Below are 24,505 nucleotides of genomic sequence, written 5' to 3' on the forward strand. Positions count from 1 at the left end.
TTTAACAGGGGTATCGGGAAAAAAATGCGGCAATTTTTCTTTCCAAAGCAATTCAACTTGTTAACGAACAGATTGAATGGACAGAGAAACGACTGCTGGCGGAACTGTCCGCCGCGAATTGCCCGCTCAACAGTCAATCCCAAAACCTGAAAGCTCCGCAATGGACAGGCAGCCGTATGGAACTGATTGAACTTTTTTATGCCCTGCATGAGGCAAAATGTTTTAGCGGGACTTCACTGAAAGCATTGTTTGCTTCCATTGGTAAAATGTTCGGCTGTGAAATCACAAATTATTACCGCCTGTTTTGGGACGTCAAAAACCGCACGGCTGAAGAACGGACTTTTTTCCTCAACTCGTTGAAAAAAGCGTTATCGGATAAATTAATTCGTATGGATAGCCTCCGAAGTTTATCAAGGGCGATTTTTATACCAAAGTGATTATCTATCCGAAAAAGACATTTTCCGAAATGTCAAAAGAAGACCGGATACGCGCCTTTTTGGTTCTATGTGCAATTGTAGTGTTTCTATGTGCAATTAAATACATATTGATAATCAGTTGATTGCGATTAATACACAACCTAAAAAATACTGTCTGTGTGCATTTTTCAGCCTTCTATGTGCAATTGAAATTGAGTTAGAATATTCCGGCTGTTATCTATTTTTTTAGATAATTGATAAATTGTCCAGCGTCCAAGTTTGTCCGCAATAACCAATTCATCATGTTCCATTCTATATATCAGTCTTTTAGTTTGTTCACGGGTTAATTGACTATTAAACGCATCAACAAAATCCTTCATTGACACTTTTTCTGCCTTTTCAAAGCAACCCGCCACAATCTGCAAATCCCTCAACCTGTATTCTTTGATATATGCCGGTTGCTGTGCAATCTCGTAATACAAGTCGCCCAGCACATATTTTTTGTCTGCCGCGCTTTGTGATTTTATCAACCTTTCGCGCTGTAATTTTTCAACCGATAATTCGGACAAATCCGTTGAAATACCTTGCCTCACTTTATCTAATGTGAGCAAGTCAAACACATTCAACTTGTCTGCCCTGTGGTCTTGTATTTCATTGACAAAAATATAAAACGCTTCATCTACAATTTTTGCCCGCAAACACAAATCCACCTGATAATCATCTGTTTGCGAGTAATCAGGCAACGGTTTTCCTTCCATCAGGCAAATGTAATACATCTTATCAACACCCTGACCGGAACGCTCTACTTCCCCTGTCTTTTCCAATACTTCCATTACCCGCTTGTTACGGGGCTGGCTTCTGACTGTCAATATATTATCTTTTGTAACTCCGCTTGGAAAGCCACCGGAATTGATAATGTTCATGCTGTCGGGATATTGTTTAATAACAACGCTCCCCAAATCATTCCAAATCCGGTGTCCTACGGCATTCAATACCGCTTCCCTGATTACTTCCCTGTTGAAAGCCGGAATATCGTATATTTTGAATTTGTGTTGAACGTGCAGTAAAGGGTTGCTTGCCGGTTGATTGACATAATCCCAGATTTTGTCCAATACCGTAAAAAGCGATTCCTGAAATTCTTTGCGAGCCGTATAGGGTATCATTGAATGATTGAGGCGATATTCTATAATAACCTCTGCATTGGGCAGGTATTTGCGCAAGGCTTTTCGAGTACCGAGCAGAATCAAGGAGGCATAATTATATTTTCCGTTTTCAGATAGCCCCAAATCACTCAAAATCTGGGTGTCGGACAAAGTTTCAAATGCGGGATTTTTCTGCTTTCTGAACGCGTACCTGACTTTTCGGCTACAATTTGCGAGGAGCTGACATTTGACGATTTAGATAAAAAGGCGGTAGAGAAAATGAAGATTTTGTATGCCGATAAACAAAAAAATCCTTCTTTCCTGCAAATCAGGGTCATCGGCAATGCGCGTTAATTCTTCCGCTACCACCTGCTTGACATCGGCTTTGATTTGGTTGTAGTTGCGTTCAATTTCCGCCTGCATGACGCTTACGGCAACGAAGAATACGGATTCTATAACAAGCAGTTTGTTCCATATTGGGATTACGGTTTCGGCATCCGCATCAAGAACGTGCAGCTGGGGTTCAGCGGCAGCAACGGCTTGTCGGACTACAAGGGCGATGGTTTCAAGGTGAAGCAAAACGCCTATGCTGTCATTTGCATGGATGCTGTTTTGACATATTGACAAGCGCCAAATATATCTATCTGATCCATTAGCAGAAAGGGTTTGTCTTTGCAGCAGCTTAAAGTTAAACTCTTAAAGCAATAAATAGACATTAGAGTTTATATTTAAAAACACTAATTTCGCATAATAGAATAATTTACAGTAAAATAACGTGAGTTCGATATAACTATTACACAAAAGATTGATATTCAGCCGTCATCCGCGAGGTACGAGCGGGAAGGAATCAGACATCAAATTAGTAGAAGCAAGTGAGATTTTCTATATTGCTTCGTCGCCAAGGCGCCTCGCAATGACGCGCAAAATAACATAATCAACGGAATAATATTTATTTACATTTATTCCTTATATCAAACTCACGTTAAAATAAAAAAAATACTGTTGTCCAAAGCATAGAGTTTTTGGCTTAAAATTGTGTTTTTGGAAATAATGCCTTTAATAATTTTGCGTTTCAGCAAATAATATACTACTTTTGTCGCCGTAGAGTTATTTGAATTAGTGGTAAAACGCAGCAGCACAAGGCAGTCCGCTCGTTTCCATAGCGTTACCCAATCGACTTTCTCTTTCTATCAAATTCGTGTTTTTTAGGCGGTTATAAAAGAAATTTTCCTATCTTTGCACACAAGTATATACCAATCTTTCAATATACTCTTTGTAGTAAAGTGAAATTCATGGGGCTGACCGGTTTTGACAGCGAGATGAAGTGGTTTGTAAGCATGCAGTGCATAGTCGGCTGGCACTATAATCTCAGACGTCAAAAATTTAACTGGCAACGAAAATTACGCTCTTGCTGCTTAATCGAAGTATAGTAGATATAGCTTAATCCTCGCACATGTGTGGGGACGAGACATCACCCGGAAGCTGTGGCTTCGAAGCGTTCCGATACGGTGGTGCAGATAAATCGGAGATAGACCGCCGGATTCTTTGGCTGAGGGTTGAAACTAAAGAAGATAAGGTTTGAGTTGGTGGCTTCGGTCTTGCTCATTCCCGACAATTGAAGCGAAGATAAGCATGTAGAAAGCAGATTAATTCCTTGTTTGGACGAGGGTTCGAATCCCTCCAGCTCCACAAAAAATGGCATAATGTATTGATAATCAACTAATTTCAAAATAGTCTATTGGGGTAAATAGGTGAGACATTGAGTCTATACACACTAAATTATCTTAAATGGCTAATAGAAAAGTAATTATGGTGTTGCCACATGTTAATTCTTGTGGCGGCGACCTCTCTCAAAATTGGTACGTTGAATGGGCGTACCGCATTCCAGGGGTGGCAAAATTGCACAGGGAGCGCAAGTATGGCTGGCATATATATACCGATGCCGCTTCACGGATGAAGGCTATTGGCTTATTTATTCGGAAAAAAACGGCAGAACTTAAAACCGGCAAGCATTTGCGCGATGGCCGCAAGGTGGTGTATGAGGACATGCTTGAGTACGACAATGTGGCGAAGCTGTATGGCCGGCAGAAAGAAACGGTAATCACTATCCGAACTTATATGAGCGATTACCTGTCTTTCAAGTCTTTGGGCGTCAACCCCAAATCTATGCAGTCGTACAAGTCGAAGATGCGCCAGTTCTGCGCATTCCTCGAGACGAAGAAATATATGGAGTTGGATGTCGCTGAAATTGATACCGCTATCATTATTCAGTTTATCGAATCGATTTCGGCAGAGTTTTCGCGTGCCTCGGTAAAGAAATACAACCAGCAGTTGTTCAATTTTTTCGAGTACCTGCGGAAAGTCAAGAAGGTGATAGTCGCCAATCCTGTGTGCGACATCCCACGGATGGGCAGGGTAGTGGATCAGGCGCCCGAGCCTTTCCATGAGGATGACCGAAGGCGTTTGAAAGATGTGATAATGAAAAATGACATCTGGCTGTGGCTGGCCTGCGAAATTCAGTTTTATTGCGCCATTCGGCCGGGGACAGAAATCAGTTCTTAGTTCTGGCAACAAATATAATGAAAGTTTTAAAAATAATAAGCCCGCAGTAAAATTTACTGCGGGCTCTCCGGTCTCTGTCGGCTCCACTATATATTGCTTCTTAAGCCTTTCACGTTTAAGTCCTACATAGCTTCATAGCCTTGCTATTAAATTATAAATCTTCGTATATTTTTTACGATGGGCAATTTTTACGACCTTAACCGTAACGATTGCATCCATAATCGTATATATAATGCGGTAATCTCCTGCACGAACACGATACACACCCTTAAATCCTTTTAACTCTATATAGCCATTCGGTCGCGGATTTTCTTCTAAACCATCTATTTTATCCACGATAAGCCTGAATGACGGATTAGGTATTTTTTTTAATTCCTTATCGGCCTTTGGTGTAATTTCAACCATGTACTTCATATAGTAATACCTCTTTTTTTACATTCCCGTTCCTTCACCAAACTCCATGGAATCCCCTCTTTGTCCATTTCTTCCATAGCGTCTAATCCATCGAGAAAATCGGATAAAACTTCGTTGTCGCCATATCTATTCAGATCAATAGTTACTTTTCTTCGTTTACCCCTAACATCGGTATCATATTTTACTCCTGCAATTCGTCCCATAGCTTTCTGTTTTAATAGGTTTAGACCACAAATATATTAAAATTTAATCCATCTCCAACCAATCAGAGCTAAAATAATGCCGCCGGCTAAAATCACCAAGGCTATTCGTCCTGCCCAAATCTGGAACCAGTCGAATCCGGTCTTTCCGTTCACCTCCTTTACCACAGGGTAGGGGCGGGGGATGGTGTCGGTGCGTATCAAGGTATCTGTCTGTATTTTTGTCGCTGTCCGATAGCGGTACTTGTACATATATACCAGCTCCACGAAAATTGGCATAATGTATTTATAATCAACTAATTTCAAAATAGTCTATTGGGGTAAATGGGTGAGACATTGAGTCTATACACACTAAATTATCTTAAGATGAAAATAGGTGATATAGACTTTCACAGGCATAGCTTCAACGCCTTACTATTGGATTTTACTTGTGTCATATTTATAGAGAAAGTCCCGAAATGGTATTTGCCGGAACAATGCGATGTATGTAAACTGTTGTGCTGTGAACGGTGTAGATAATAGCCATTTTCTTGTAGTTCAGGCGGCGGACGTTGTGGCCGTATTTCTTTAATGATTGTTGCCGTTGTATGGCGTATATAGGCGCATGCTTTTCCAACGTACTGATGGCATCATATAGTTAGTCAATGTATCTGATAGCAGTAAGAGGTGTTTTATATACTTCATGTATAACAAAATCCAAGTCGTTTATATCCTCTATTGCCTCTGTCGATAGAAGTATATTATATGTCATGTTTTGATAATTTATGCATATCAACACCATAATGTATGCTAAGTCTATCCAATAGGGCTCCGAAAGCCTCTTCCATTGTATAGGTTCTTTCCCCGGCTATTGCTTCGGCAAGTTCATCCGGCATAGGGTAATCCAGTTCTACGCTTTTTTTTGATTCGAGTTCGCGGACTATTTGACGGCCTTCAGGTTTCGATACGTCTATGCGGGCTGTTACTATATTACTATTCATAGCTTTCTGTTTAAATTGGTTTCGGCAACAAATATAGTAAAAGTGTGTAAAATAATAAGCCCGCAGTAAAATTTACTGCGGGCGCTCATGGTTAATGACTTTCCTTACATTCTTGCGTATATTTTCCCTCTGTGGTCTATATCGATGATATAAACAGTTAAAATTTTATCTTCGATTGTATAAACAATGCGATAGTTGCCTACGCGTATGCGGTATTTTTCCTCTTCGGCTTTCAATTTTTTGACGCCAAAAGGTCGCGGATTATTCGCTAATTCATCGACATGACTAACTATTAGCTTGTAATAATTGGCGGGAATGATCTTCAAATTTTTGAGCGCTTTCTTTTTGATTATGATCTTATACATAAATGCCGCGTCTTTTATTTTCTTTCTCGACTACGACCTTCCAGTCGTATTCATCCTCATTTTTCCCCTCCTCAATTGCCAGTAGGTCTAAAAAATCATCCAGCAATTCGGCCAGCTCTCTCGTCTCGGGCTTGAATCTGTCCAAATTAATGGTAACAGATACTTTTCTACCAACTGGATTGGTCCCGTAGGTTATGCCTGCAATTCGTCCCATCGCTATATAGTTTTAATAGGTTTAGACCACAAATATATTAAAATTTAATCCATCTCCAACCAATCAGCGCTAAAATAATGCCACCGGCTAAAATCACCAAGGCTATTCGTCCTGCCCAAATCTGGAACTAGTCGAGGCCTGTTTTACCGTTCACCTCCTTTACCACAGGGTAGGGGCGGGGGATGGTGTCGGTGCGTATCAGAGTATCTGTCTGTATTTTTATCGCCGTCATATACCGGTACTTGTACAGATATACCGTGTCTCCCTTGTTGGCGATGTAGGTGGAATCGTGTATATAGATGGAGTCGGATGTGTGGGTATTGGCATAGACGTTGCTAAACTTCTCCACCGGAATATATTGCGGGGGGGGAGCCTTGCATCCCTGGAGCAACGCGCTTAGCAAAAGACTGATTTTCAGCTTGTTTCGTTATCAGATATTTTATTGGAACAGAAAGAAATTTCCGATGATGTATTAAAAAAAATCAAACCCTTGCAATTTTTCGAAGAATATTTGAAAAGAGGTTATTATCCATTTTTCGTGGAAGGGAAAGACACGTATTTCTACCGTTTGGAAGAAGTAATAAATCTGATTCTGGAAATAGAACTGCCATTGCTTCGCAACGTGGAACCGGCATACGTTCCTAAGGTAAAACAACTGCTTCAAATTGTGTCCGAATCTGTTCCTTTTATTCCGAATGTCAGTAAACTAAGCGAAAGGATGGGAATCAACCGCGCCACTTTTATCTCCTATCTGAATTACTTGCAGGAAACAAAAATAACGAGACACCTACACAAAGACATTACAGGTATCAACAAGTTACAAAAGCCCGAAAAGGTCTATCTTGAGAATACGAACATTGCTTATGCACTGGCCGAAAACAACACGGACATTGGAAATATGCGTGAGACGTTTTTCCTGAATCAGATTTCATACCGGCATAGAGTGGAATTTCCTAATCAAGGTGATTTTTTTGTTGATAAAAAATACCTCTTCGAAATCGGAGGAAAAAATAAATCAAGCAAACAAAAACAAGGGGCTAAAAATGCGTTCATAGTTTCTGATAATATAGAATATGGATTCGATAACAAAATTCCATTATGGATGTTTGGTTTTTTGTATTAATTTGTTTTATCTTTACTTGCACTATTTGTATGAACTTGCGTAAACTTTACCCGTATTACACCCATAAAGACGCAAAATATAGCGTCTCTACAATCACGTCAAAAAATGAGAAAAAATTCTCAATTCTCCACTCTCAATTCTCAATTCAAAGTCTCACCTCAACCGTTTCTTCTCAAACAGCGGCCTGGATACCAACCAATAGACTACAACGCTCAAAACACACAGGCAGGCGGCGACGAAGAACAGTCCCTCGAAAGAGTAGATACCTGATATATAACCGCCTACGAGCATACCCAGCGCCAGTCCCAGGTCGAAGCCGACGAGGTAGGTTGAGTTGGCTGTTCCGCGCTGATTGTTTTCGGCCATGTTGATGTAGAGCGTTTGGAGGGCGGGGAACATCATTCCGAATCCTACGCCGATGAATAAACCGGCTGTGCAAAATGCGTAGATATTGTGGTAGGAAGCGAACGCAAAAAACGAGAGGGCGACAACGACCATTGCCGAAATATTCACCCAATGAATGTAGCCTTTATCCACCATGCGTCCGGCGAATATCCGCGACAAAATAATTCCTCCCGCCCAAAACAGGAAGAAAATTCCCGCATTCGGTATGTCGAGTTGTTTGCCATACTGGGCAACGAAGGGGCCGATTGTTCCCCAGGCAAAACAGGGTAGCAGCTGGTTCAGAAATATAGGCCACGAGCGAAGCAGGAAAAAGCGGTCGAGGGATATTTTCTGCCGCTCGACTTTTGGGCGTACCGGAGCTTTTATCAGCATAACGGCAATAATACCCAGTATTCCCATCCCCACAGCATACCACAGCAGGGTATGGAAGCCCGATGTTTGGTAGATATGGATAGCTATAAAAGGGCCTGTCGCCATGGCCACATTGGTAAATGTGCCGTAATAACCGATGCCCTCGGCACGGCGTTCGGACGGCACAAGGTCGATAGCCAGGGTGCTGGACGATACGGTGGACAATCCCCAGGTGATGCCATGCAAGAACCTGACGACAACAAAAAGCATAACCGTACCGGCAAAGAAGTATCCCGAAAAAATAGCGACATAGCACACAAAGCTAACCAGCAATATCTTTTTGCGCGAATACAAATCCACCATGTATCCCGAAAAAGGACGGATAAACATGATTGCTATGGCATAAGAGGCCAGCACAATGCCCGTTTTGGTTTGGGCAACACCCAGTTGTTCGGTAATATACAAGGGGATAGACGGCATCAACAGATTAAAAGAACATGCCATCAAAAAATTGGCTATACATACATTCAAATAGCCTGCTGTCCACAATCTGGGACGTTGTTTATTTTGTTCCATAACGCTAATAACCCTTTATAACCTTAAAAACTCAAACAGATAGAACAACAACAACCGTATTTAGTTCATCTTGTCGCACTACTATAACTTATGACCTACAACTTCGCTCAGCATTTCGTCCAAGCCCTTCCAAACCGAATCCACGTCAATCAGGGCATACTTTTCTTCAGCCGACAGTTGTTTGTCGGCAGCCCAACCGGGGTTAATATCCTTCAGCTCGATACCCCGGAACCTGTCCGATTTGTTTGGCAGCCAGTTCCCCATGGCGATGGACGGAGAATAAATGGCAAAAGAAGGTACATTCAATGCCTGCGAAATGTGGCGTGGGCCGCCTTCGTTTCCAAAAAAGAAATCGGAATTGGCCAGCAATGCCAGCAACTCCCGCAAGCTTTTTGCCTCCACATCCACAAAAATACGTTCGTTGTCATTCAATTCCCGGTATATTCTTTCGGCATGAGCCTTTTCGCGTTCGCCTGCATGATTGAAGATTAGCTGCACATCGTATTTTTCGAGGATGCGACCCACTACTTCTTTCATCTTTTCTATATCATACGTTTTATGCTCCAGACGCGCCGATACGGCCAGAACAATTACCGGCTTCGAGAAATCAATGCCTTTCGATGTCATATACCGGCGAAAACCGGCTTTTTCTTCTTCCCTGCAATAGAGCTTGAAAACGGGGTCTTTCAGCACCCGAAAATCTTTCTTCAAGGGGTCGAGCAACGATAAGGCCAGTTGTACATTGTCTCCTTTTCCTGTATATACATTGTTCACCCTGTAATTCTGTATCAGTGCATTGTACGACTTCTGCCGTCCAATGCGGTACTTGGTTTTGAGCGAGAACAACGAAAACGCCAATGTTTTTACGGTAGAACGTGTATCAATAATCACATCATAATGGCCTTCTTTCATAATCTGCCTCACCTTGTTTATATAGCGCAGGGCGCTGCTCATATCGTGTTCGCTGAACGTAATCAGCTTGTCAATATCGGGATGATGCTCGAACAAGGGAGCGATGTTGTCATTCAGCACATAATGTATCTGCGCGCCGGGAAAGGTCTTGCGCAGCGACGAGCAAATCGTTACCGACAAAACGGCATCTCCCACACGCCTGAATCGTATAACCAAAATTTTCTGGATTTTCATAAGCTTTTAAAGAATTACAGCCCCCTAATCCCCCGTAGGGGGACTTTTAAGCCTCCCCCACGGGGAGGTTGGAGGGGCTTTCAGTTTTCGCAGGAATGCCTTGCGGCGGCGCCATTGCTCGTCGTGTTTATTTTTTACGGCGATAGCTTCCTGTGTTGTTTTTTCTATATCCCATCCCCGTTTTGCCGCATAGCAGCGCAACACGTACTCAAACAGGTCCATTCGTCCCGTAAAGCGGGTCAGGTTGTCAAAGCATTCGTGTGGCGAGGGCTGCACACCGGCCGGAAAAAAATCCATCCGGTTGATGTCAATCACCAAAAAGCGGTAATGCTCGCCATCGAAGTGATATAGCACATTAGTTGAATTCAGGTCGTGATGCAGGATGCCTTTTTCGTGCAATTGGGCGGCAAAAGCGGCGAAGTCTTCCGCCATTGTCCGGTCAAACTCTTCCGGTTCAATCAGTTTTTCGCGGATAGGCGGTGCATCATCACTTGCCGACAAGTAATAACCGAAGCCGAAAAGCCCGTTCACCCACTGCTCAATGCAGGCAATCTCGCGGGGAGTATCTATTCCTCTGTTGCGTAATTCCATGGCATTACCGAAAGCGCGCTTTGCCTTGTTGCTACGAAAAAAACTATAGGCAACACGCTGAATAAAATTCGGATATTTAAAGCGTTTTACCACCACGCCCCTCAATACTTCATCCGTTTCATCCACAACAAAGCGTTTAATCACATTTCGTTTGGCATAAAGCACAGTTCCTCTACCGGCAAATGCCTTGGACAGATTTTTTACAAAATCCACCACGGCCACATTGCTTGCATATTCGGGGCTGATAGTTGTTTTTACCGTTTTCATACCTGCCGGGTTAATGGAGAGGGACTGCCGAATGCCGTTTTTATTTTCTGTTTCCATTTAAACAGGTTGCGGGCAAAGGTATAGTTGTAAAAATTATGCCAGTCCTGCATGGTGCGACAGGGATGCAGCGTTACATTTTCTTTGGGCAGCGAGGCATCCAGCCTGTCGCACAAAGTTGCTATATAATCAAACATGTTGTATTCGCCAAGCGTCAACTGTTTACAATCGCTCAAAATGGCTTTCCTGTTATCATACGCATTGGTGGCAAGCAGGCGGTCGATAATTTCTACCGTATGCTCGAAGTTAAAAATATCAATTTCCTGACAGGCTTCTGCCGGAAAGTAATCGGATAAATTGGTGCAGCCATAATAAAAAGGAAAAGTTTCGGCGAGAAAGCAATCCGAAATTTTTTCCGTCCAATAATAGGGCTGTGATGAATTTTCTATCGCTATGTGGTATTTGTAAGGGGCAAGCACATCCCATTTGTCGTCGAAATTGCGGTAACCCCGTCCAAACACATCTATTTTATCACCGTAGTGCATCTTCAGTTTTTCAACAAACCGAATACGGTCGAGATGCCCTTGCGTAAAGGCTTTATTGCTGGTGATAACGGATATAAGCTTGGTTTTTTGTGGTGCAGGCGATTGATGCAAGTTGTCGTAATCGAGCGAGTAACTGCAAGTACCGTCTGCTGCCTCCGAAAAACCGACAAACCAGGGCAATACGGGAGGGGCAAGAACCACATTGGGGTGCTTTAGTTGCTGCTGACACGAACAAACCAAACCAAACTGACGAACATATTTTTGCGGATAGTTCAGTACCGAACGCGGTTCGGTGGTGAGCATCAAGGTGTTTTGCGGCGCTACTTTACAGCTTTCGGCCTGTCTCAGTCCTTTTCCGTGTATCACCCAGAAGTCGGGTTCGTCTATTTCTTCGCCTGTATAAAAGCGATACCGCCCGTCAGACGAGAAACCCTTGCCGCCAGGGGTTTGGCGTAACATAATTTCGCCCAGATTCTTGCGATAGGGCGTAAATTTTACTTTGTAAGGTTCCTTTGCCATAAGCGTTTAAAATAGATTCCGGTTTTTCCTTGATTTAAAATTCGGATGTGAAATGAAATTTTATATCTTTAAAGTCTTTCTGAGCCATCATCAATACATAATTGGAATCGGCCAGAAAAACATCCCTTCCGTCTTTGTCGCGCGCCATGTATTGCGCTTTCCGCTTCTTGAAATTCTCGAGTTCTTGCAGGTTATCGCTTTCTATCCAGCAGGCCTTGTACAAGCTGACAGGCTCCCATTTACACTGGGCGCCGTACTCGTGCAGCAAACGGTACTGTATAACCTCGAACTGCAATTGCCCAACGGTGCCGATTATCTTTCGCCCGTTGAACTGGTTGGTGAATAGCTGTGCCACTCCTTCGTCCATCAATTGGTCGATGCCTTTCTGCAACTGCTTGGTTTTCATCGGGTCGGAGTTTTCGATGTATTTGAACATCTCCGGCGAGAAGCTAGGCAGGCCTTTGAAGTGCAGGTCTTCGCCCGATGTAAGCGTATCGCCGATTTTGAAATTACCGGTATCGGGCAAGCCAACTATATCGCCGGCGAAAGCCTCGTCCACGGTCTCTTTTTTCTGCGCCATGAATGCGGTTGGAGCCGAGAACTTCATCATCCGGCTGAGGCGGACATGCTTATAATTGATATTTCGTTCAAATTTTCCCGAACATATCTTCACAAAAGCGATACACGAACGGTGATTCGGATCCATATTGGCGTGTATCTTAAAAATAAAGCCCGAAAATGTTTCTTCCTGCGGATTCACGATTCGTTCCTCTGCCTGAACCGGACGGGGTGAAGGAGCTATTTTCACAAAACAGTCGAGCAATTCCTTCACGCCAAAATTATTCAATGCCGAACCAAAAAATACCGGCGCTATTTCGCCCTTGAGGTACAAATTGGTATCCAGTTCTGAATATACGCCATTGATAAGGCCAATGTCTTCCCGCAATTTGGAGGCCAGCTTGTCGCCGATGTAGTTCTCCAATTCGGGCTTGTTGATGTCTTTAAACCCGACCGATTCGGTTACGGTTTGCTTGCTTGGGGTATATAAATCGAGCTTTTCTTCATAAATATTGTAAACGCCTTTGAAACTGTAACCGCTATCAATCGGCCAGCTCAAGGGGCGCACGCCTATTTTCAGTTCCTCCTCCAGTTCGTCCAGCAAATCGAATGGGTCGCGCCCATCCCTGTCCATTTTATTGACAAACACCATCACCGGCGTTTTGCGCATACGGCAGACTTCCATCAGTTTACGAGTCTGTGTTTCCACCCCTTTTGCCGAGTCGATAACGATGATAACGCTATCGACTGCGGTCAGCGTGCGGAAAGTATCTTCTGCAAAATCCTGATGGCCGGGCGTATCGAGGATATTTATCTTGTAGTTATTGTACTCGAAACCCATCACCGAAGTAGCCACCGAGATACCCCGCTGCTTTTCAATCTCCATCCAGTCGGATGTGGCGGTTTTCTTTATTTTGTTCGATTTCACCGCGCCCGCCACGTGAATAGCGCCCCCAAAAAGAAGCAGCTTTTCGGTGAGGGTTGTTTTTCCCGCATCGGGATGGCTTATAATAGCAAATGTACGTCTCTTCTGTATTTCCTTATCCAATTCGCTCATCTCTGAAATTTTGAGCTGCAAAGATACTACATTATAAAATGAAAAACTAAAAGTTGAAAGTTTTAAGTTGAAAAGTAGCAGGACAAAGGTACGAAAAAAATCCGAATAGGTTAAGGCTGAAAGCCTTTAATATCCCAGCCCAACGCAGTGCGTTGGGAAAAAAATACAAATACAATTTTGCGCCCTGTAAGGGGCAACATATCAGGGCAAACCTGAAAAAATTTAGAAGCGCTATTACGGATGAGATTCCTCCCTTTGGTCGGAATGACTCGCTATTGGTGGTTTAAGGGATGAGGAAGTGGCGGCGAAGCCGCCACTTCCTCATCCCCTCTCCTCAAAAGGAGACAGTCATTCCGACCAAAGGGAGGAATCTCCTGCTCATATCAGCAACTTTACCGAAAGGCATAAGCAGTAAAATTTTTCAAGGTTTGCCCTATAAAAAGTAGCCCTTCCAACCTCCCCAAAGGGGCAGGCTTTAAAAGTCCCCCTCGGGGGATTAGGGGGCTTTAAGATTTATTATAAATAATATGGATTTATAAATACGCTACTTGTGCCTTTTGCTTATATATTTGCAATTAGGAAGTAAGAACATGAGAAAAATATATTCACATTCTATTTTTTCTAAACGGTAAGTAAAAACGGGACTGTCTCAAAAGTCTGTCATCCTGTGCTTGACACGGGATCTCCTAACAAACATCAACTGAATGTCAGGAGATTACGGGTCAAGCTTGCAATGACAAATCTGGTTCTGACGACTCAATAGCTGGTTTGCTAATTCTCACATTGGCTAACTGGTTTATTAATATGCTAATAAACAAGTAACTAATTCTCTTTGATTATGAAAAAATCATTTTTCACATACCTCATGTTGTTGGGTATGACAACTGTTTCGGCACAGGGCTTGAGTGAAACGCCGAAGAGTGTGGAAATAACTCCCTACCCCGAGTCGACAGATGTGGTTTCGGTGCTTAGCTTTGGCGCGAAGGCAGACGGAGTTACGGATGATACGGAGGCTTTTCAGAAAGCGCTGGAGTCTTTCGGAACACGGGGCGGAACGGTGTATGTGCCGAGAGGTTCTTACCTGATAGCCGGTTCGCTGAATGTGCCTCCTGCAATTACGCTGAAGGGCGCATTTGAATCGGTTCCCTCGCATAATGGTATGCGCGATAAGGGTTTACCAAAACCCGGCGACGATGGAACTACGCTGTTGATTACCGGAAACAAAGGCAACGAAGACGCCAAACCGGCTATCACATTAAATACGAACAGCACGCTCAAGGGTGTGGTGATGTATTGGCCGCTACAAAATCCCGAAAAAATCCCGGATGCCTATCCCTGGGGCATTGCCATGCGCGGCAAAAATCCTGCCGTATTGGATGTGGAACTCCTGAATCCCTACAATGGTATTGATGCATCGCACAACGAGCGCGCTTTGATTCGCAACATCAGCGGACAACCCCTCCGCCGGGGAATTTATGTGGATGCCATTTACGACATCGGGCGCATAGAAAATGTGCACTGGAATCCGTGGTGGAGCATGAAACCCGAGTTGTATAAATGGCAGATGGATAACGGTGAAGCCTTTATTTTTGAACGTACCGACTGGCATTATGTGATAAATACCTTTTGCTATGGCTATAATATTGGCTACAAGTTTGGCGCCAGTTCGGGCAGTAGCGGTTCGTGCAACGGAAACTTTCTGGGTATCGGCGCCGATGGTTGTCATACCTCCGTAAAAGTGGAGCAGAGCGCCGTGTATGGCATACTGATAACCAATGGCGAGTTTGTTGCCATGCGTGGCGAAGACCCTACCATGGTGGAAATAACCGCCGCCAATAAAGGAAACGTCCGCTTTGTGAATAGCGCTTTCTGGGGGCCATGCAACCAGATTGCAAAAATAAACGGCAAAGGAACAATCGGCTTCTCGGATTGTATTTTTGTGCAGTGGGATAAAGCCAAAGAAGGTCGGAAAGCCATTCAGGTAAACGGGGGCACGGTATTGGTCAGAGGCTGCGACTTCAGGCAAGACAGCCCTCAGGTTTATATAGGCAAGGATGCTGAACGGGCGATAATCAGCGAAAACACGGTTATCGGAAAAGTGCGGATTGAAAATAATATCAAAAACACTTTCATTCAAGGAAATCTAGGTACAAAATAACTTAACGCTACTATCATGAAAAAAATAAAAACCCTACTCGTGTCCCTGCTTGTTACAAGCGGTTTGTTTTTGTCAATTACTCCGGCTATGGGTGCGGATAAACTGATGGCAGGAACGGCTAAAATAAACATTACACCCCTAAAGCCCAAATATCCGGTTCACGATTCGTTGTATGTGCGTACGCTCATTCTCGATGCCGGAGGTTCCCGCATTGCATTTGTAGCTTTCGATTTGGGCGGTTATACCAATATCCCGCTGGCCGAAAAACTGAAGAGCAAATACAACCTGAAAGAGGTGTATTTCTGTCCGCAGCATACCCATTCTTCGGAAACGGCTCCGCGCGAATGGTTGGAAGGACAGGTTATATCCGCTATGGATAAAGCCTCAAAAAACATGTTTGAAGCCCGCATCTCGGGCGGACATCGTTACTTCCCTCAACTGAGTTTCAACCGCTTGGTGATGCGCGATGACGGACGCGCCCGCGAATCGTGGATAGGAGACGACCACTATCGCGCCGTTAATCCCGAGCGTATTCCGCATGGGTCGGTGGACAATGCCGTGGGTGTGGTTAAGATAGAAGATTTGACTGGAAAACCTAAAGTGTTGATAATGAACTATGCCTGTCATCCCGACGTGGCATGGAACAACTTCGAGATTTCCGCCGACTATGTGGGCTATGCCACCAAATATACGGAAGAAGCTTTTGACAACACGGTCAATTGCTTGTTTGTGCAGGGCGGGGGAGGCAACCAAGCGCCTCTGTTTAAGGACGGCGGACGCAAAGACCCCAACGACCCAAGGCCATCCAACTACGATTTGATTGACCGCATGGGGAAATTGCTTTCTATCGAAACGGTGAAGCTGGCAAAGGAACTGTATCCCAACCCGAACGATGTCCCCAATATTAAGGTGAAAACCGACTCCCTGCACTTTACCGGACGATTCGACAAAGAGTTGCGCTACAACGTCTATTTCTCCGTCATTTCCATCAATAACAGATACCTGATTGCAACCGTTCCGGGCGAACCTTTCATTAAATTTCAGATTGACTGGAAACGGGAAATGCAGCAGGAAGGCATCCCATTTTTCTTCGGATATACATGGAATGGCGGTAAATGGCCTATCTATCTGGCCGACATCCGCTCGGCAGCTTATGGCGGGTATGGAGCCGACCATGGCCCCAGTTTGATAGAAGTAGGCGCAGGAGAACGCATTTTCTCCAAATTACTGGAGACTTATTATTTGATGAACAATGTATTTAAAAAATAATTATATGAAATTCATTATTGCGCTAATTTTCGCTACGCTGTCCCTACTTCCACTAACCGGATTTGGACAAACTAACCAATCGAACGGAGGATGGATAGATTTTAATAAAAACGGGAAGAAAGATACCTTTGAAAACCCTTCGGCCAGTGAGGCGAGCCGGATTAACGACTTGCTGAGCCAACTGACGATAGAAGAAAAAATAAGCTTGTTGCGGGCTACCTCGCCGGGTATTCCCCGCTTGAATATACCCAAGTATTACCACGGCAACGAAGCGTTACACGGCGTTGTTCGTCCGGGACGGTTTACTGTTTTTCCGCAAGCCATAGGGATGGCCAGCATGTGGAACCCCGATTTGCATTATCAGATTGCTACGGCTATTTCGGACGAGGCGCGCGCCCGTTGGAATGAACTGGATTATGGCGCAGGACAAATCGACCGGTTCAGCGATATACTTACATTCTGGTCGCCAACCGTTAATATGGCACGCGACCCGCGTTGGGGACGCACGCCCGAAACCTACGGCGAAGACCCTTACCTGACGGGAGTACTGGGTACACAATTTGTGAAAGGCTTGCAGGGAGACGATCCGCGTTACCTGAAGGTTGTTGCCACGCCCAAACATTTTGCGGCCAACAACGAGGAGCATAACCGCTTTGTATGCAATCCGCAAATATCGGAAAGGCAATTGCGCGAATACTATTTTCCGGCCTTTGAAGCTTGTGCAAAAGACGGAAAGGCTGCCTCCTTTATGTCGGCCTACAATGCGATAAACGATGTGCCTTGTACCGCAAATCCCTGGTTGCTGACAAAAGTTTTGCGCAACGACTGGGGTTTCAGGGGTTATGTGGTTTCCGACTGCGGCGGCCCAAGCCTGTTGGTCTCGGCCATGAAGTATGTGAAAACAAAAGAAGCGGCGGCCACATTGTCCATCAAAGCCGGATTGGATTTGGAGTGTGGCGACGATGTGTATATGCAACCGCTTTTGAATGCCTACAATAATTATATGGTGTCGCAGGCCGACATTGACACGGCGGCCTACCGCGTGTTGCGGGCCAGGATAAGGCTGGGATTGTTTGACGCCCCTACATCGAACCCGTACAGTAAGTTAACAACGGCGGTAATTGGTTCCGAAAAGCACAAGCAATTGGCTTTGGATGCTGCCCGTCAGAGTATTGTGCTGCTGAAAAATAAGAACAATGTACTGCCGCTTAATCCGAAGAAAGTGAAGTCGATAGCTGTAGTCGGTATCAATGCCGGTTCGAGTGAGTTTGGCGATTATAGTGGCGCGCCGGTAAATGCGCCGGTTTCGATACTTCAAGGGATAAAAAACAGGGTAGGGAACGATACGAAAATTGTGTATGCACCCTGGAAATCGGCTGTTGATGGCAAGGAACAAATATCGAAGGAATATTTTCCCGAAGGTCTGAAAACCGAATATTACCCGAATACGGATTTGAAAGGCGAGCCAAAAGTGCGAACCGAAGAATGGATTGAATTTGAACCGGCCAATCAGGCTCCCGACCCATTTATTCCGGGTTTCCCCTTATCCATTCGCTGGACAGGGAAATTGCGCCCGAATATTACGGGAAATTATACCTTGTATTTTACGGCTGATGATGGTAGCCGTTTAAGCATTGACGGGAAAATGCTCATCGACCAATGGAAAGTGAGGAGCATCACCACCGATTCGGTATCTGTTTATCTGGAGGCCGGAAAAGATTATAACCTGAAAGCCGAATATTTTATCAACCGCGATAATTCAATTGCCCGTCTTTACTGGAAAATTCCCGAAGTTGGCAAGAAAGAACGCATCGACCTCTATGGCGAAGCCGGAAAAGTGGTGCGCAATTGCGAGAAAGTGATAGCCGTAATGGGAATAAACAAAACGATAGAACGCGAAGGCAAAGACCGCTCCGATATTCATCTGCCTGCCGACCAAATGGAATTTTTGCAGGAAATATACAAGCTCAATCCGAATATGATTGTGGTATTGGTTGCGGGCAGTTCACTGGCTATCGACTGGTTGAACGATAATATCCCTGCCATTGTAAATGCCTGGTACCCGGGCGAACAGGGCGGAACAGCGGTTGCCGAAGTATTGTTTGGTGATTACAATCCTGCGGGGCGTTTGCCGTTGACCTACTACCGCTCTCTGGACGATGTACCGGCTTTCGACGATTACGATATTACAAAAGGGCGCACCTACCAGTATTTCAGAGGGAAACCCCTGTATCCTTTCGGCTATGGCTTGAGTTACACCTCGTTCAGCTATACAAATCTTAAACTGGCCGACAGCAGAGATGTGGTATCCTTAACCTTCGATGTAAAAAATACAGGTCGCCAGGCCGGTGATGAAGTTTCGCAAGTGTATGTGAAGCTGCCGGAACAGTCGATACCCATGCCAATAAAAGAACTGAAAGGTTTTAAACGCACATTTATTGGTAAAGGCGAAACCCAAAAAGTTAAAATTGAGTTGAAAAAAGAAAATCTGAGGTACTGGGACGACAATAAAAAGGCCTTTGTTACCCCGTTAGGGACCTATTTATTCATGATAGGCTCTTCATCGGAAGATATTCGTCTGAAAGGAGAGTTGACTTTATAAAATAATTACTATCTTTGCCTAGCTCTGAAAGGAGTAAATATAGTTTTTTTCAAGTGTTTGTTTCAAGATGATTCCCTGCCTTGTGTTAAGGCGGGGAATCTGTTTTAGAATTAACAAATTAATTGCTATATTGATTTTGACATAAAATTCGACGATCTTGGAATAGCGATAAAATGAATACAAACCAAATACAAACGAACAAGCGCCGCATTATCACATCAGCAAATTATCACATTAAAAATATGAACATATTACTGCTTCAAACCGATATAAAATGGCAGTTGCCTGATGCCAACAGGAAACGAGCCAAAGAAATGATTGACGCTTCTTCGCAAGTCGATCTTATTATTCTGCCCGAAATGTTCAACACCGGGTTTTGCATGTCCACGGAAAATGTGTCGGAGAAGGCTACTGCGGAAACTCTTGAGTGGATGCAGTACGTTGCAAAAGAGAAAAAAGCAGCCTTAGCCGGAAGCATCGCTACGGAGGAAAATGGGCGGTACTATAACCGGCTGCACTTTGTCCGTCCCGATGGTAGTTACACCATATACAATAAGCGGCATTTGTTTTCGTATGCAGGCGAGGATAAAGTGTATGCCGCGGGTGAGGAACGTGTAGTTGTAGAATACGGGGGCTTCCGCATCCTGTTGCAAATATGCTACGACCTTCGTTTTCCTGTTTTTTCCCGCAATACAGGCGATTATGATCTGATTATCTATGTGGCCAACTGGCCTACATCCCGCATCTCGGCCTGGAATGCACTTTTGCGCGCTCGTGCAATAGAAAATCTTTGCTATGTGGCAGCCGTAAACCGCACAGGGAACGATCCGGCAACTTCATACAGCGGCGGTTCGGTTCTTATCGACTATTTGGGGCGCACTGTTGTAGCGGCCGCGGATGCTAAGGAAGATGCCGTTTCGGGCGAAATAACGATGGAGCCACTCGTAGAGTTCCGCCGGAAATTTCCGGCTTTGCAAGATGCCGACAGCTTCAAAATAGGTAAATAAAGTCAATTTTGGGGCTAAAAAGCGGTTCTTTAAAGATTATTTGCACAGTCTAAGAAAAATTTTCATCAAATTTTTGGTAGAATATCCAATTTGAAACTATATTTGAAGATAATTTTAATTTATAGAATTTATGAAGGATTTATTGAATGAGTTGAACGCTCTTATCGCAGACTTTACGAAGGATGCCGCACTACAGGTTGAAAACGGAAACAAGGCTGCCGGAACACGTGCCAGAAAAGCTTCTTTAGCCATCGAAAAGGCTTTAAAAGAATTCCGAAAGGTATCGATTGAGAGTTCAAAGAATTAAAAGAAAAGCGCTTTAAGCGCTTTTTTTTATGTTCTAAATTGTAAGTATCGCCACAGTAGCGGCTATTGGTGATTTTTCGTGTGTGTTTTTTAACAAGTACGGCGGCGGTGGAACAGGGCAGACGTACGAAAAATTTTGAGGCTTATACCTTTCTGTAAAATTGCTGATATGAACAGGAGATTCCTCCCTTTGGTCGGAATGACTCGCCTGTTAGTGGTTTAAGAGATGAGGAAGCGGCGGCAAAGCCGCCGCTTCCTCATCTCCTCTCCCCAAAAGGAGACCGTCATTCCGACCAAAGGGAGGAATCTCATCCGTAACAGTACTACTAAATTTTCATGCGTTTGCCCTGGGCGGTAGAACGCGGATTGCGCGAATTTTCGCAAATAAATTGGGGGAATGGTGTACGTCCGTTGCACACAATAATCAAAATCCAATATCGGTTGCATCCGCAGGGGCGTATGCCATACGCCCCTACAATTCGTTCTGCAATACACAGGGTTTGTGCCATGCACGGGGGATTGCGGGGTCAAGCCCGCAATGACAGTCAGGGTATTGAATCATGAAATCATTCCAATCAAATAAATCAATTTTCCCTGCCAAGCCCCGCAGAGGGCGACACCTATTTTTACGACAATTGCCCGCAGGGCATTCATATCAATAGAAAATTAGCATACAATTCGCCATTTTCCCCGTAGGGGATACACCAATGAGCAGGTGAATGTCCTACGGACAATTTATGAGGGGGATTTAGCCTGTTTTCTATTGATATGTAATATGATTTCGAGGGTTAAACACAGGGGTTTGCTGGCGAGCCAGAATAACGCCAGTATCAATACAATATAAAAAAAGTAAGACCTCTTATGCTTTTGTTACATAAGAGATCTATCTTGTTGTTATCTACCTGATAATGAGGTTATTTAGTGATTAAAATGATAAACAGATTGAAGTAATAAATTAATTTTAATAATATAAATCAAGTTATTATCTTTGCTGAAAATTTTGACCGATGGAATTATACAGCGCCGTTATTATCCTGCTGGCGGTAGCAATCGGATTATCGCCCGTTGCCGCCAAAATGAAATTGCCTTATCCCGTATTATTGTTGGCAGCGGGAATCGTAGTCGGATTCATTCCCGAATTTCACCGCATCACCATCGACCCGGAAGTCGTGTTTCTGATATTCCTTCCTCCGATGCTTTACGATGCTGCTTACAATATTTCGTTCAAAGATTTCAAAGCCAACCTGTCCACTATTTCCATGCTGGCAATTATGTTGGTTTTCATCACAACAATTGCCATCGCCGTTGCCGCACATTATTTTATTCCGGGCATGACCTGGCAACTGTCGTTTGTGCTTGGGGCTATTCTTTCTCCGCCCGATGCCATTGCCGCTACGAGCGTTACCAAAGGGCTTGGTTTGCCGCACCGCACCAATGTAGTGTTGGAGGGCGAGAGTTTAATCAATGATGCCTCTGCACTTGTTGCCTTTCGTTTTGCTGTGGCTGCGGTAGCCGGAAGCGCTTTTATCCCCTGGCAGGCAGCTTTGATGTTTTTGCTTGCCATCGCAGGCGGATTGCTGGTTGGTTGGGGCATCTGGGTTTTATTTTTGCTCCTTGTGAAAAAGCGAAAATTGGATACAAACGTCATTGTCAGCCTGAATATCCTGCTCCCTTTTGTCGCCTATTTGATAGCCGAAAATCTGCACGTATCGGGGGTAATTGCTGTTGTAACAACCGGACTGATAGTTTCCCGCAACCGGAACAAGTTTTCCGAACAAACAAATATTCAATCCAAATCGGCATGGAACACCGCCGTATTTATTCTGAACGGATTGGTCTTTATATTGATTGGCGTGGAGTTCCCGTATCTGTTGCAGAATATACCCCTGCAGGATATTTTACAGCTTATAGGCTTCTCATTCCTGATTTTTGGGGTGGCGTTGTCTATTCGGATGGCGGTGATTTTTTGGCACAAAACTACCATGGAGAAACGGCATTCGGCTTTCAAAAAACGCCTGAGTGAGTTCAAAACAGGAAAAATACACCGGCAGAAAGTGGACAAAAAGAATCGTTTGTCCGAAGATAGATTGAAGATGCTTGAATCCCTGTTACTCCATTGGAAAGAAGCGTTTATCATTGGTTGGTCGGGTATGCGGGGAATTGTTTCGCTGGCCGCCGCCTTGTCCCTGCCCTTGCTGATGGCAGACGGAAGCGCCTTTCCTCACCGCAATACCATTCTTTTTCTGACGGTTTCGGTGGTGATTATCATGCTTGTTGTGCAGGGTCTCGGATTACCTCTCCTTGTTAGGCTGTTGAATATTGAAGAGAAAGAGAAAGCCGGATAAATAGCACACGGATTACAAGGAAAGTCATCATCCACGTGTCTTTGTGTTGATAAAATGGGGTATATAATAAATGAGGTTCTAAGAATCCAAGTTAATGTGAGGTTGATATATCCCTCCTTTGGTGCAAGTTTTCAACTTGTAGCAAAGGAGGCTAATTCTACTTAGAGACAGGAGGCTGTCTTATAAGCCTTATTTTCGAACTTGTCATTGCGGGCTCCGACCCGCAATCTCCTGACAATCATTGCACGTTTACTCAGGAGATCCCGTGTCAAGCACGGGATGACAGACTTTTTAGACAGCCCCACAGCGTATTATTTGCGTAATTTGCGTTCTTTTGAGACAGTCGACTCTTCTTATTTTATTTCCCAAACTTCGCCGCTCATCAAAAAATCGTGCAAGGATTTAAACGGTTTCTTTTTCTGAACTTCTTTTATGCTTTTTTCCACTTCGGCATCATACACCGGCGCGTCCACATCCCTGATAACTCCCAGAGCCAGAGGCATTCCGTCTCCGTTGTGCATGATGGCTAGCTTGGTATGCAAGGTGTTGTCGGCTGCTTTGGCATCGTGAACAAGCACATTGTCGATGGTGTAACCCTCTTCGCCCAATGTAACGGCTTTCAGGTTCCAGCCGTCGGCTACAATGCCTTTGTCCTTGTTGGCTCCGAATAACATCTTTTCGCCGTGTTTCAGGGTGATAGTCCGTTCGTCCCGCCAAGCTTTGTTTACAATTTTATCGTGTATGTCGTCGTTGAAGATAACACAATTCTGAAGCACTTCAACCACCGATGTACCTTTGTGTTTGGCTGCATCGCTGAATAAGCTGACCGCGTTTTTCAAATCAACGTCAATGGTGCGTGCAAAGAACGTTCCGCGTGCGCCAAAAACCAGTTCTGCTGGATTAAAGGGGTCTTCAACGGTTCCGTAAGGCGATGATTTAGAGATAAATCCACGATCGGAAGTGGGAGAATACTGCCCTTTGGTCAAGCCGTAAATCTTGTTGTTGAACAACAGTATGTTAATGTCCACATTGCGTCTGACAACATGTATGAAGTGGTTCCCGCCAATAGCCAGGCAATCGCCATCGCCCGTAATCAACCAAACCGAAAGTTCGGGTTTAGCTGTTTTAACGCCCGTTGCAACGGCGGCTCCCCGTCCATGAATGGTATGAAAACCATAAGTATTCATGTAATAAGGCAAGCGAGACGAACATCCGATACCGGATATTACCGCTACTTGATGGGGGGGGATGTTTTGTTCGGCCATCGCTTTATGCAAACTGTTAAGAATCGCATGATCGCCACAACCCGGACACCAGCGCACATATTGGTCGCTCTTAAAATCCTTTGCTTCGTGTTCTGCCATTTTTATATTTGTATCTATAGCCATGC

25 protein-coding genes and 1 other RNA gene are annotated in these 24,505 nt (G+C 44.3%); 10 read left to right on the forward strand and 16 right to left on the reverse strand.

All coding sequences use genetic code 11. The features are described from left to right. The first annotated feature begins 95 nt into the window (after positions 1-95). A complete protein-coding gene (locus tag ACYPWY_RS06515; protein ID WP_459684695.1) occupies positions 96-437 on the forward strand; it encodes an RteC domain-containing protein in 342 nt (113 codons plus the stop codon). A 167-nt stretch (positions 438-604) separates the two neighbouring features. Here ACYPWY_RS06515 and ACYPWY_RS06520 read toward each other — a convergent pair whose 3' ends face one another. Beyond that, positions 605-1,702 (reverse strand): ATP-binding protein, encoded by a 1,098-nt coding sequence (locus ACYPWY_RS06520; RefSeq protein WP_459684630.1) that lies wholly within the window; start codon positions 1,700-1,702, stop codon positions 605-607. 111 nt (positions 1,703-1,813) lie between these two features. Further along, positions 1,814-2,185, reverse strand: coding sequence for a hypothetical protein (locus ACYPWY_RS06525; RefSeq protein ID WP_459684631.1), 372 nt, complete (start codon positions 2,183-2,185; stop codon positions 1,814-1,816). A gap of 667 nt (positions 2,186-2,852) precedes the next feature. Here ACYPWY_RS06525 and ssrA point away from each other — a divergent pair. Further along, positions 2,853-3,250, forward strand: a transfer-messenger RNA (tmRNA) gene (gene ssrA, locus ACYPWY_RS06530). Between the two features lie 96 nt (positions 3,251-3,346). Continuing rightward, complete coding sequence (locus ACYPWY_RS06535; protein ID WP_459684632.1) at positions 3,347-4,120, forward strand: hypothetical protein; 774 nt, start codon at positions 3,347-3,349, stop codon at positions 4,118-4,120. Positions 4,121-4,252: 132 nt separating this feature from the next. Here the strand turns inward: ACYPWY_RS06535 and ACYPWY_RS06540 are convergent, their stop codons facing one another. From ACYPWY_RS06540 to ACYPWY_RS06575, 8 genes are all read right to left on the reverse strand, one after another. Further along, positions 4,253-4,534: a type II toxin-antitoxin system RelE family toxin gene (locus tag ACYPWY_RS06540; protein WP_459684633.1), complete on the reverse strand. Its 282-nt coding sequence runs from the start codon at positions 4,532-4,534 to the stop codon at positions 4,253-4,255. Next, the gene (locus ACYPWY_RS06545; RefSeq protein WP_459684634.1) at positions 4,531-4,737 is read right to left on the reverse strand and encodes a hypothetical protein; all 207 of its coding nucleotides are present in this window, start codon (positions 4,735-4,737) and stop codon (positions 4,531-4,533) included. The genes ACYPWY_RS06540 and ACYPWY_RS06545 overlap by 4 nt, the downstream gene beginning before the upstream one ends. A 36-nt stretch (positions 4,738-4,773) precedes the next feature. Beyond that, positions 4,774-5,013 (reverse strand): hypothetical protein, encoded by a 240-nt coding sequence (locus tag ACYPWY_RS06550; RefSeq protein ID WP_459684635.1) that lies wholly within the window; start codon positions 5,011-5,013, stop codon positions 4,774-4,776. A gap of 160 nt (positions 5,014-5,173) precedes the next feature. Further along, positions 5,174-5,350, reverse strand: a complete 177-nt coding sequence (locus ACYPWY_RS06555; protein WP_459684636.1) for a hypothetical protein — start codon at positions 5,348-5,350, stop codon at positions 5,174-5,176. Between the two features lie 124 nt (positions 5,351-5,474). Next, a complete protein-coding gene (locus ACYPWY_RS06560) occupies positions 5,475-5,714 on the reverse strand; it encodes a hypothetical protein (RefSeq protein ID WP_459684637.1) in 240 nt (79 codons plus the stop codon). A 104-nt stretch (positions 5,715-5,818) separates the two neighbouring features. Further along, the gene (locus ACYPWY_RS06565; protein WP_459684638.1) at positions 5,819-6,079 is read right to left on the reverse strand and encodes a type II toxin-antitoxin system RelE family toxin; all 261 of its coding nucleotides are present in this window, start codon (positions 6,077-6,079) and stop codon (positions 5,819-5,821) included. Next, positions 6,072-6,293: a hypothetical protein gene (locus tag ACYPWY_RS06570; protein WP_459684639.1), complete on the reverse strand. Its 222-nt coding sequence runs from the start codon at positions 6,291-6,293 to the stop codon at positions 6,072-6,074. The genes ACYPWY_RS06565 and ACYPWY_RS06570 overlap by 8 nt, the downstream gene beginning before the upstream one ends. Positions 6,294-6,420: 127 nt before the next feature. Next, positions 6,421-6,642: a hypothetical protein gene (locus ACYPWY_RS06575; protein WP_459684640.1), complete on the reverse strand. Its 222-nt coding sequence runs from the start codon at positions 6,640-6,642 to the stop codon at positions 6,421-6,423. Between the two features lie 93 nt (positions 6,643-6,735). On the opposite strand from ACYPWY_RS06575, the gene ACYPWY_RS06580 reads away from it, so the two are divergent. Continuing rightward, positions 6,736-7,416 carry a hypothetical protein gene (locus ACYPWY_RS06580; protein ID WP_459684641.1) on the forward strand — a complete coding sequence of 227 codons (681 nt, stop codon included), beginning with the start codon at positions 6,736-6,738 and terminating at the stop codon, positions 7,414-7,416. 153 nt (positions 7,417-7,569) lie between these two features. On the opposite strand, the gene ACYPWY_RS06585 is transcribed toward ACYPWY_RS06580, so the two are convergent. The 5 genes from ACYPWY_RS06585 to ACYPWY_RS06605 all read right to left on the reverse strand — a co-directional run bounded on the left by ACYPWY_RS06585 (position 7,570) and on the right by ACYPWY_RS06605 (position 13,428). Beyond that, a complete protein-coding gene (locus ACYPWY_RS06585) occupies positions 7,570-8,748 on the reverse strand; it encodes an MFS transporter (protein ID WP_459684642.1) in 1,179 nt (392 codons plus the stop codon). Positions 8,749-8,829: 81 nt separating this feature from the next. After that, entirely contained in the window at positions 8,830-9,894 is a 1,065-nt protein-coding gene (locus ACYPWY_RS06590; protein ID WP_459684643.1) for a glycosyltransferase family 9 protein, read from the reverse strand. Positions 9,895-9,918: 24 nt separating this feature from the next. Next, positions 9,919-10,752, reverse strand: coding sequence for a lipopolysaccharide kinase InaA family protein (locus ACYPWY_RS06595; RefSeq protein WP_459684644.1), 834 nt, complete (start codon positions 10,750-10,752; stop codon positions 9,919-9,921). Then, complete coding sequence (locus ACYPWY_RS06600) at positions 10,749-11,813, reverse strand: glycosyltransferase family 10 domain-containing protein (protein WP_459684645.1); 1,065 nt, start codon at positions 11,811-11,813, stop codon at positions 10,749-10,751. The genes ACYPWY_RS06595 and ACYPWY_RS06600 overlap by 4 nt, the downstream gene beginning before the upstream one ends. Before the next feature lie 34 nt (positions 11,814-11,847). Next, a complete protein-coding gene (locus tag ACYPWY_RS06605; RefSeq protein ID WP_459684646.1) occupies positions 11,848-13,428 on the reverse strand; it encodes a peptide chain release factor 3 in 1,581 nt (526 codons plus the stop codon). Positions 13,429-14,266: 838 nt separating this feature from the next. Between ACYPWY_RS06605 and ACYPWY_RS06610 the strand changes: the two genes are divergently transcribed. The 6 genes from ACYPWY_RS06610 to ACYPWY_RS06635 all read left to right on the forward strand — a co-directional run bounded on the left by ACYPWY_RS06610 (position 14,267) and on the right by ACYPWY_RS06635 (position 23,115). Then, a complete protein-coding gene (locus ACYPWY_RS06610) occupies positions 14,267-15,586 on the forward strand; it encodes a glycosyl hydrolase family 28-related protein (protein WP_459684647.1) in 1,320 nt (439 codons plus the stop codon). Positions 15,587-15,601: 15 nt separating this feature from the next. Next, positions 15,602-16,855 (forward strand): hypothetical protein, encoded by a 1,254-nt coding sequence (locus tag ACYPWY_RS06615; RefSeq protein ID WP_459684648.1) that lies wholly within the window; start codon positions 15,602-15,604, stop codon positions 16,853-16,855. Between the two features lie 4 nt (positions 16,856-16,859). Next, complete coding sequence (locus ACYPWY_RS06620) at positions 16,860-19,457, forward strand: beta-glucosidase (protein ID WP_459684649.1); 2,598 nt, start codon at positions 16,860-16,862, stop codon at positions 19,455-19,457. Positions 19,458-19,699: 242 nt separating this feature from the next. After that, on the forward strand, positions 19,700-20,464 hold the full coding sequence (locus tag ACYPWY_RS06625; protein WP_459684650.1) for an amidohydrolase: 765 nt from the start codon (positions 19,700-19,702) through the stop codon (positions 20,462-20,464). Between the two features lie 130 nt (positions 20,465-20,594). Continuing rightward, a complete protein-coding gene (locus ACYPWY_RS06630) occupies positions 20,595-20,771 on the forward strand; it encodes a histone H1 (RefSeq protein ID WP_459684651.1) in 177 nt (58 codons plus the stop codon). Positions 20,772-21,777: 1,006 nt separating this feature from the next. Beyond that, positions 21,778-23,115 (forward strand): Na+/H+ antiporter, encoded by a 1,338-nt coding sequence (locus tag ACYPWY_RS06635; RefSeq protein ID WP_459684652.1) that lies wholly within the window; start codon positions 21,778-21,780, stop codon positions 23,113-23,115. A gap of 353 nt (positions 23,116-23,468) precedes the next feature. On the opposite strand, the gene ACYPWY_RS06640 is transcribed toward ACYPWY_RS06635, so the two are convergent. Beyond that, the gene (locus ACYPWY_RS06640) at positions 23,469-24,503 is read right to left on the reverse strand and encodes a 2-oxoacid:ferredoxin oxidoreductase subunit beta (RefSeq protein WP_459684653.1); all 1,035 of its coding nucleotides are present in this window, start codon (positions 24,501-24,503) and stop codon (positions 23,469-23,471) included. Positions 24,504-24,505 lie beyond the last annotated feature (2 nt).

The sequence above is a fragment of the Viscerimonas tarda genome, assembly GCF_054601255.1.